General features: G+C 27.9%; 8 protein-coding genes and 2 pseudogenes. 6 read left to right on the top strand and 4 right to left on the bottom strand.

What is annotated here, in order from left to right; all coding sequences use genetic code 11:
* Nucleotides 1-282: 282 nt before the first annotated feature.
* Nucleotides 283-579, top strand: a pseudogene (locus tag HMPREF3134_RS04305) (RepB family plasmid replication initiator protein); the annotation flags it as partial.
* A gap of 678 nt (nucleotides 580-1257) precedes the next feature.
* Here the strand turns inward: HMPREF3134_RS04305 and HMPREF3134_RS04295 are convergent.
* Nucleotides 1258-2079 carry a LysR family transcriptional regulator gene (locus tag HMPREF3134_RS04295; protein ID WP_002469027.1) on the bottom strand — a complete coding sequence of 274 codons (822 nt, stop codon included), beginning with the start codon at nucleotides 2077-2079 and terminating at the stop codon, nucleotides 1258-1260.
* Between the two features lie 152 nt (nucleotides 2080-2231).
* Between HMPREF3134_RS04295 and HMPREF3134_RS04290 the strand changes: the two genes are divergently transcribed.
* On the top strand, nucleotides 2232-3371 hold the full coding sequence (locus HMPREF3134_RS04290) for an MFS transporter (protein ID WP_070441011.1): 1140 nt from the start codon (nucleotides 2232-2234) through the stop codon (nucleotides 3369-3371).
* 45 nt (nucleotides 3372-3416) lie between these two features.
* A pseudogene (locus tag HMPREF3134_RS12440) lies at nucleotides 3417-3688 on the top strand (plasmid mobilization relaxosome protein MobC); the annotation flags it as partial.
* 217 nt (nucleotides 3689-3905) lie between these two features.
* Here the strand turns inward: HMPREF3134_RS12440 and HMPREF3134_RS04285 are convergent.
* Both HMPREF3134_RS04285 and HMPREF3134_RS04280 read right to left on the bottom strand, forming a co-directional pair.
* Nucleotides 3906-4151, bottom strand: a complete 246-nt coding sequence (locus HMPREF3134_RS04285) for a hypothetical protein (protein ID WP_070441008.1) — start codon at nucleotides 4149-4151, stop codon at nucleotides 3906-3908.
* A gap of 158 nt (nucleotides 4152-4309) precedes the next feature.
* Entirely contained in the window at nucleotides 4310-6232 is a 1923-nt protein-coding gene (locus HMPREF3134_RS04280) for a MobA/MobL family protein (RefSeq protein WP_070441005.1), read from the bottom strand.
* A gap of 203 nt (nucleotides 6233-6435) precedes the next feature.
* Between HMPREF3134_RS04280 and HMPREF3134_RS04275 the strand changes: the two genes are divergently transcribed.
* Nucleotides 6436-6717, top strand: coding sequence for a hypothetical protein (locus HMPREF3134_RS04275; protein WP_070441002.1), 282 nt, complete (start codon nucleotides 6436-6438; stop codon nucleotides 6715-6717).
* Between the two features lie 4 nt (nucleotides 6718-6721).
* The gene (locus HMPREF3134_RS04270; protein WP_070440999.1) at nucleotides 6722-6961 is read left to right on the top strand and encodes a DUF3847 domain-containing protein; all 240 of its coding nucleotides are present in this window, start codon (nucleotides 6722-6724) and stop codon (nucleotides 6959-6961) included.
* 224 nt (nucleotides 6962-7185) lie between these two features.
* Here the strand turns inward: HMPREF3134_RS04270 and HMPREF3134_RS04265 are convergent, their stop codons facing one another.
* The gene (locus tag HMPREF3134_RS04265) at nucleotides 7186-8121 is read right to left on the bottom strand and encodes a replication initiator protein A (protein WP_070440996.1); all 936 of its coding nucleotides are present in this window, start codon (nucleotides 8119-8121) and stop codon (nucleotides 7186-7188) included.
* A gap of 440 nt (nucleotides 8122-8561) precedes the next feature.
* Here HMPREF3134_RS04265 and HMPREF3134_RS04260 point away from each other — a divergent pair, with 440 nt between their 5' ends.
* Nucleotides 8562-9323, top strand: a complete 762-nt coding sequence (locus HMPREF3134_RS04260; protein ID WP_070440993.1) for a DUF536 domain-containing protein — start codon at nucleotides 8562-8564, stop codon at nucleotides 9321-9323.
* The last annotated feature ends 39 nt before the right edge of the window (nucleotides 9324-9362 follow it).

Raw genomic sequence — 9362 nt, 5'->3', positions numbered from 1 at the left:
AAGCATATCTACTTCCGATAAGTCATTTTATGTTTAAATAAACATCAAAACTAACAATAACAACCTTGATTTTAGTAAAATATAGATATCTTCAAATTTTTTAAATCATTCAAGTTAATATATAAGTATCTATTGGTTCTGTTGCAAAGTTAAATTAATATACAAAGTTATGCAAAAGCAGTAAATTATATACTATTATATCAACAGATTATTCGGTTGGATTTTATTATTTTTCATTTCTTTGTATCTATATTATATGATTTTCAAGTTTGCAACAGAACCAAAGAATTGGGGTTTATCTTTATAAATTTACATATTAATAAAATTAAAGCTAGAAAAGGTCGCAAAATTGAATACTTAGAATTTACTTTTGACGCTGAGAAACGTATTCATAGCAAACGACAACCTCAAATGAAAGATATAGGTAAACAGAAACAATTCATAAGCCGAGAGAAAACACCACAATGGTTAAAAGAACGTTCATACCATCAAGAAATACAAAACGAAGAATATGATCCCCAATTTGAAGAAAAAAGAAAAGAATTTTCTAAACAGTTGGAAGTTGATTGGAAAGAATAGAATAATAGCAATAAATTACGTTATCAAAATAAAAGTCAAAAAAACGCAAGAATGGAGTTTTGTATAATGAAATATTTCAATAATTTTTTTACAATACTTTATGCTTTAATACTTGCTCTTATAGTGTTTTTTGTTTTTAAATTCACATCTTTAAAAACTTTTACTGGAACTGGATTTAAACTATACATTATTTTTACTGTAATCGGTTTGTTTATAGTTTTTATGAATACACTTTATAAAATAAACCACAAGAAAAATAGAAAAAATAAATAATATAGGATGAATACTTATGAAAAACAGAATAATTATGGGTAGCATTTTTTATTTATTATTATAATTTATGCTTTGTATATCTTGCCTAATTTAGATATAAATAATCAATTAGTCAACTTAATTTCCATTATAATTTTATTTCTAATAGGTGGTATCTTAGGAACTTTAGGAAGAAAATTAGATAAAAAAAAGTAACTCTTATTTTTAATTTAGAATTTTGAATAAAGATACAAGATACTAACTAATGAAAACAAATGAAAACGTGTCAGACCAGTGATGTATAAAATCTGTATAAATGATAATCGTAAGAAAAAGTCTTAAACGTTGATTTAACAATGTTTAAGACTTTATTACAAGTTTACATAATAAAGTCTTATGGGTAGTTGAATTGTATACTCTATTCATTTACTGAATTATATCAATAATTTTATTCATCTTATCTTTATCACGTGATACTACGCCTACAACTCTTTTATAACTTTGTAATTTTTTTTGATATAAGTTCATACTTTCAAGTCTTGTAGTCAAAGATTGAGGAGTCAAAGTAATACCTTTATTTGCTTTGACATTAGCTAATATAGTTTCATAATAATCAACATAATCAATATGTAACTTATCTTTCAAGGAATAATTTTTAAGAAGATCATATGTATCACATGGCGGTGTTTGTATATAAATATTCTCATTTTTTAAAGATTTTATACTTACTTGGTTAGTGTTTTTAAACTTATTTTCATCACCATAAGCCACAATAAAGTCCTCAGTGTAAATTTCTTGTGTATAGAGCGAGTTATTTTTTAAATGTGTAATATCACCAATAACAACATCTATATTATCTTTATAAATTTCCTCAAGTAAAATTGAAGTACTATTTTCAATAACTAAAACGACACTTTCATTAATATAATTCTTTTCATGTAGCTTATATAAAGAAAAGCTAGGTATGACTCCTAATTTAATTCTTTTATCTTTAGACTCACTTATTTTACTTTTTAATTCTTCAAATTGCTCGTTTATTTTTAAAAACGAATGATAAACAGCATTTCCTTTTTGAGTTAAAAAAATACCCTTAGAAGTTCTATAAAATAACTGACAATCAAAATAATCTTCAATACTTCTAATTCTTTTACTTAAGGCTGGTGTACTTATATTCAATTCTCTAGAAGCTTTATTTAAGCTATTGTACTCGACAACTTTAATGAAGTCCTTCATATAATTAAAATTCATAAAATCCCCCATGGTATTAACTATTTGTTTATACCCATATTAATACATTACTTATTCATATATTTCAAGTAAAGGTTTATCCTTCTATTGTTCCCAAAAATAGACAACTAATCTCTTAATGAATCAAAATTGACTGATAGGATGAGATAATAATGAAAAAAATATGGATTTTAACTTTAGGTATGTTTGCCTTAGGTATGGATGCTTATATAGTAGCAGGATTAATACCATCAATAAGTAAAAGTTTTAATAAAAGTAGCTCTGCTATTGGGCAAGGAGTAACAGTTTTTACATTGTTTTTCTCTATCTCTGCCCCCATTTTTTCAACAATATTAGCTAAATCCCCAGTTAAAAAAATACTAATAATAGCACTCAGTATATTTACTTTAGCCAATATTATAACCGCAATATCTATGAACTACATGCTATATATCGTATCAAGAGCAATCGCTGGTTTAGGAGCTGGCGTATTCTCACCAATTGCAATAAGTGCAAGCAATCATTTAGTCTCCGAAAAAAATAAAGGAAAAGCAATCGCTTTTACAGTAGGCGGAATGAGTGTAGGAACTGTTATAGGAGTTCCTCTCGGACTAGAAATTGCCAACATTTCTAATTGGCGATTTGCAATGTTGGTTATTATTGTCATTAGTTTTATTGCATTAATAAGCATATCTATATTGATGCCTAAATTTAAAATAGAAGCTCCTCCAAATTTAAAAGATCGTTTTCAATTATTTTTAAACAAGCATGTACTAAGAGTTATTTCGGTTACATTATGCGCTGCCATTGCTAGTTTAGGTTTGTATACTTATTTAGCCGATATTATTAAAACAAATACAGATACAAAAAATTTAACTCATTACCTTACAGCGTGGGGAATAGGCGGATTAATAGGAAGTTTTGGTATAGGATTTATTATAGATAGATTTAAAAATACAAGATTTGTTATGCTAATTATTTTAATTTTACTAGCATTAAGTTTTGGTTTAATTCCTATTTCTATTAACTTGCCTATATTAGGTTTAATTCCCTTTATTTTATGGGGAGCTATGGGATGGGCTACACAAGCTCCTCAACAACATATATTATTGAAAAAACATCCTGAATATGGAGGCTCTGCTGTCGCTTTAAATAGTTCTATTAATTATTTAGGCAGTGCTATGGGATCAGCAATCGGAGGAATTATTTTATTTAATGCTAATAGTACAAATGTACTAATATATAGTGCTTTAGGAATTACTATTATTGGTATTTTATTACAATTACTAAATTTATCCCTAGAAAAAAATTAAAAAATTTAGTATCACTATTTTAATCATCAATCATCACGATATTTATTGAAATTCTTTTTACAAGTGGCTAGCGACGATACTGTTAGGCAAAACCGTAAACCTAATCTTAAGGAGCGTAAACAAATTAGTTTTCGAGTGAGCGAAGACGAATATTTAAAGTTACAACAATCTGCGGAAACTTTAAATATAAGTGTGCCTGCTTTCGTTAAGAAAAAGGCATAAGGTAGTCGATTGGTCGTACCAAAATTTGATAAAGAAACGCGACAATCGATTGCCAAAGTTTAAGCATGTTGGGGCAAACGCAAACCAAATCGAGCGGATAACACAGGATTATCAGAAGATTGGCGAGATTTTGGAAGAACAACAGATATCCTTGAACGAGATAGAAAACGTCGTGAGAAAGAGCCGGCAGAACGAGAACGAAAAACTCGACTTATTGAAGAAGAGAATCGAATACAACGTAAAAAAAAGAGGTGACTACACATAGTCACCTCTTTTTTTTAGTTCAACGACATTTGCAAAATGTCGTAACGGTTAAGCGTTCAATCTGTAAGCATAACGCTCCATATAACAGCATACAAAGTAGTGCATCAATTCATCACCATTTAATGCAACCATCGTTAATTCTGCACCGCATGGCTTTGTATAGCGTACATAATGGTATAAATCATCAAATAAGTCATTTTTAGCCTGTTTATCGCTCATATTAAATACTTCGTGTACATTAAGACCTTTTTCTTCTAATCTCTTTTTAATCACGCCGAAAACGAATGTGTTCATGTATCATCACTCCATAAAATTTTTAATATTCACATGAACACTAAAACACCGATGCAATCGGTGTTTATTAATGTTTTCTTTTAAGCAAAACCAATGTACTACATTTGTTTAAGTTTCTTATTACTAAAGAATGAACTTTATATCATTTCAACGTCCTACTATCTTCTCATTCGATTATTTCTCTCTTGTGTCTTCTTTTTTTTATTATGATTAATATTGTTTTGTTTTTCAGTTTCATTCGCATAATACATAAGGAAGTCACTAGCATTTATCGTTGGTAAATTAATATGATTAGATTGTTCATTTTCATGTTCAAGATGATTGTCATGGTCATTTCTATCAACTTGATTAATATGTTTTTCAATAACTTCTTCTTGATCGACATGATTATATTTCTCAAGTTTAATAAGTAATTGAACTTTCTCATTAGGGGTTTGGTCTTTGACTTTTTCAAATTTTCTATCGCCTATATCTATTTTTAAATCATCATCAATATGTTCTCCATAGCTTTCAATTTCTTTCTCTTTTTCTTTAATGAATTGCAACTCAACATTATATTCAAAGCTATCTTTTTCTAAGTGTTTAAGCTGTCTTTCACTAAAGAAAATATCCTTACTCGCTTTTTTATAAGTATCTTCTAGAAATACATTCGAAGGGATATAGTTTTTTTGTTTGAATAGATATTTAACATTAGTTGCTTTTATAAAGTTACCTTTTTGCGCCTCATCAACGATAAATGCTTTCTCATCACTACTAAATTGTTTATGAGATTTAGGGTACATTTGCTGAACAATTAGATTATTTTTTTTACTTTCAGTTAGATAAACATCTTTAGCTGATTGATAAATCTCTTTACGTTTTTCTTCTCTACTTTCTAACTTATTCTTTTCATTGATTAACGCTTTATAGTTAGTTTCAACAGTATTAGCAAACTCTTGTTTGCTATATCCTTTGCTTTCAATTTCTTTTCTAAACTGATAATTTTCATCATAATTTTTAGCATAGAATTTTAATTGACGTCTCTTAATTTCATTTTTGAGTAAGTCATTTTGAATTTTACGACCAAAGATAGACGCACTATCAAACGTATTTTTAATGGTTTCCTTAGCCTCTGAATAGCCAACTTCACGTTGATATCTATCAAATAAAATAGAATAACTTTGTTCATTTTTACTTACTTGATCGTTAGCATTTTGAATAAATAATCTAATTTCATTTTGTGCTTGTTCTTTCTCTTTATCACTAAATACTTGTGATACTTCACCACGATTATATCGTCTAATCTCTTCATTTTTCTGTCCGTAATAAGTAACGGGTTGGTACTCGACACCCTCTTTTTCACAGCGTTTTTGTTCATTTTTTTCTAGTCGATATTCTTCTCTAGTCAATGGAATTTCAGCAATTTTGTCTAAACCTTGTGCTTCAAAAGAACGACTATCATATCGTCTTAAACTTTGTTCACGTTCTGAATATTGATTTAATTTTAATTCCCAATGCTTACGAACTTCTTTAAAATCAAAGTCGGCAAAGCGTTCTTGCTTTCTAACTTTATTACCATTTTTATTTAAAATCGCATGACCATTTTCATCATATCGTGTTTTTGTTTTTGTCTTTTTTCCCCAAGTACCGTCTGAATTAAACGGTCTTTGAGTCAGTAACACATGAGCGTGTGGATTGTTCATATCATCTCTATGAATTGAAATATCAGCTACCATTCCTTTGTCTACAAACTCACTTTTTATAAAATCTTTTGTTAATTCTGTTTGTACTTCTCTATCAAAATCATTAGGCAAACTTAACAAGACTTCTTTGGCTAATCTAGGGTTTTTAGTTTTCGCATTATGCTTTTCAACTTTATCGACTTCATTCCACAAACGCTGTCTATCTTTCGTCCATTCGGGTGCATGTTGAGGGGTTAAAATCATGCTTTCAGGCTTAACAATATGATTTCTAAACTTAATGTTTTCATCTGTACGTTCGCTATATAATGCTTCATCAGAACGATAAGACGCTGACGCAATGATATTTTTTGTTGCTCGATTAATGTTAGTCACTCTCAACATAAAGTAGCCTTTCTCCATGATTTTACCTCCTCGCTTTTTTGAATTTAAACCCCTGTGGGAACTATAAAGATCAACCCGTAGGGTTGCCCATTTTTATGCCAATTTCTAATTTGCATGTAAATGGGCAGTGTCTTAAGAACTGGTTATATTATATCATGAATGAGCGACTTACCCAATGAATTATGGTATGCTTTATATAGATAAACTAAGGGAGTTTTTTAATGTCTAAAATCAAACAAACCGATATTGCAAAGTTAAGTCAATTAGAACAACAAATTGAACAACTGAAAGAACAAAAGAAACAACAAGAAGCACAACTATCTCATAAAATTGGTGATTATTTTTTAAAAAAACTTGATTTAAATATGATTAACTCTAGTGATGAATTGTATAAAATTATGGATAAAGTCATTGAAGCATTTAATAAAGATATCGAACAAAATAGCAGCAACGAGAACAATGAAAATTTAAAAGAAAACGAAATTAATCAGAATAGTAAGTGATAAGATGAATGATTTTCAAAATCTCAAAAAAACAAATGCTGCAATTGAAAAAGCTGAATTAAGAAAACATAGATTAAAAAATTTAGATCGAAAAGAAAGAGCGCATAGACTTATTCGAAAAGGCGCAATGCTTGAAAAGTATTTTGAATGTGAGCATTTAAGTCCTGATGAAACAGAAGAATTGTTAAAGATGTATGCCAACTACATTAATACGAATAAGCCAAATAAATTTAAAAAGAAGTAATTTATCATGCTTACAAATACTTGGGTTCCACTAAAAAGAAAAAATTGCTGATAGTAGTAACAATGAATAGTAATTGTTTATAAAAATGGGACTAAAACTTTTCGCTTTTAGTCCCACTTACTTAATTAATTACATTTCATTGAAAATAGAGTTCGCTTACAGTTAAGAGAACATCTAATTAAAGATATTCTCTAATTGGATCATTGTTGGCTTATTAAGTTGTATTATTGATTAAATAAAGAAGTGATTGGTAAATGATCACGTCGTTTATTAAGCGTATGTACTTCTGCAAATTCAGATTTAAGAGATTTCATTAAGTACCCTTGCATTGCTTCAACGGTTTCATTTTTTTGAATTAATGTAGCTTTAAAACGCTTAAGAACATTAACAATTTCAAATTCCATATCTTCTAATAAATAATATGCATCAATAGAATTGTTGAAGGATGTTTTAGCTTTTAATAACACAGATTTAATAAGTTTAATTTCAGTTACAGAAAAGTTACTTAAATAAGTTTGAATACTTTGAGGTAATTCTTCTAATAATTGAAATTTTAAGGCTTCATCATTGAATTTTGAATAGTAGTGATTTGAATGATTTGTGTGATTACTTGAATGTGTTAATTTCTTATCATTCAAATCATACGTATCATTACTATTAGTCTTAATATAATCAGTTTCATTATAATCAGTATCATTAGACTGTGAATTTGGAAGTTCTTGACCACTTAAATTCACAGTTCTAGAACTTCCAAATTCATTGTTCTGGAACTGTGAATTTGGAAGTTCCTTGATATGACTGGCTTCAATGTCATAATTAGGTTTTAATAGGTATAATCTATTTGGTTTATTAAGGCCAACACGTTCTTGAGTTAGTAAATTAAATTTTATTAACTCTTTTTTCAATTTTATAATTTTTTGTTCTGCATAACCTAAGTATTCACACAAATGTTTATTACTGAAAATAAAGTAAATATTATTATTTTTATCTACCCATTCATTTTGGAGGGATAATTCAAAACGATCTTTTAATAACGCATACATAATTTTGGCTTCTGCAGACATTTTCTTAAAATATGCATCTTCAAATAAATATTTAGGCAGTTGATAAAATCTTTCAGTTTTTACTTGTGATAAATTATATTTTTCAAAATTAGGCATAATAAAAACCTCATTTCCATTTTGGGATTGAGGTAATAAAACAATTTTTACGTAAGTTATATGTTTTGTGCTTGCACTTAGATGATTAGATATATATAATACAAGTATCAAAAAAATATATAAACAAACGAGTGTGAATCGTTTTATTACCGAGAGTCGATGCTATTGGCGTAGCATCGACTCTTTTAATATTTATAAAGTAATATTAACACTTTCAATTGCGTATATAAAGAGTTTTAAATGTAATTAAAAGTACATCTAAAACTACCAAATGTATAATTCGATATTTTAGTACCTAATTAAGTAGCAAAAACATTTTATGGGTGGGTAATTAGGCATTTAGGTAGTTAATAGGTAGTAAATTTAGTACTAAATGATGAAATAAATTTTGTTAGGTGGTAAAATTTAGGTACTAAATTAGGTACCTAAGGGTGAATGTTATGAAAACTATTAAAATGATTGCTGATGAATTAGGTGTAACTAAACAAACTATTGTTAATAATGCTAAAAGATTAAATATATCTTTTGAAAAAGAAAATGGAATTAATTATATTAAAGATAATGATTATTTAAAAATTATAGAAAAAATCACTAAGAAAGAGAGAACAACCCATAATAAAGAATCAGTAAAAAAAGAATTATTTAATGAAAATACTGCAAAAGTTGAAAAGTATATACATAATAATTCAAATAGTTCTGAGACATTAAAAACAAAAGTAAATGAATTAGAAAAGCAAATAGAAATCTTTGAAACTAGAGCTAAAAATGATGAAAAATATATTGAGAATCTAACTAAACAATTAGATCAACAAAATAGCAATGTTAATACATTAAATAAACTGTTGGAAAATCAACAAATATTATCTTTAGAAAACAATAAAAAAATTCAAAAACTAGAAAGCCAATTAGAAGAAGAAAGACAGCTTAATTATTCTTTTGATACAACGATGAATAATAGACAGAATATTAATCCACAAGAAGCAACTTTTACTGAAAAATCTCAAAATATCAACCAACAACAAAAAGAATGTCAACCAACTGAAGTAAATCATAAAAATATAACTGAAGAGAACAAGCATGATAGTACAGATGAATTAACAAAAGAGGATAAGTTTGTTGAAAAAACGAAGAGTGATTCCAGTGATAATAGGGAGGCAGAACCACCTAAAAAGAGATTTTGGAGTCGTTTATTTGGTAACTAATTGCAATTAAAAAGGCACAACAAGTTCATGAACTTGTTG

The sequence above is a fragment of the Staphylococcus sp. HMSC14D10 genome, from assembly GCF_001808125.1.
In the GTDB taxonomy this organism is placed as follows: Bacteria; Bacillota; Bacilli; order Staphylococcales; family Staphylococcaceae; genus Staphylococcus; species Staphylococcus haemolyticus.
Note: the sequence above shows the minus strand (reverse complement) of the source record. Positions and strands in the feature narration are given on the sequence as shown.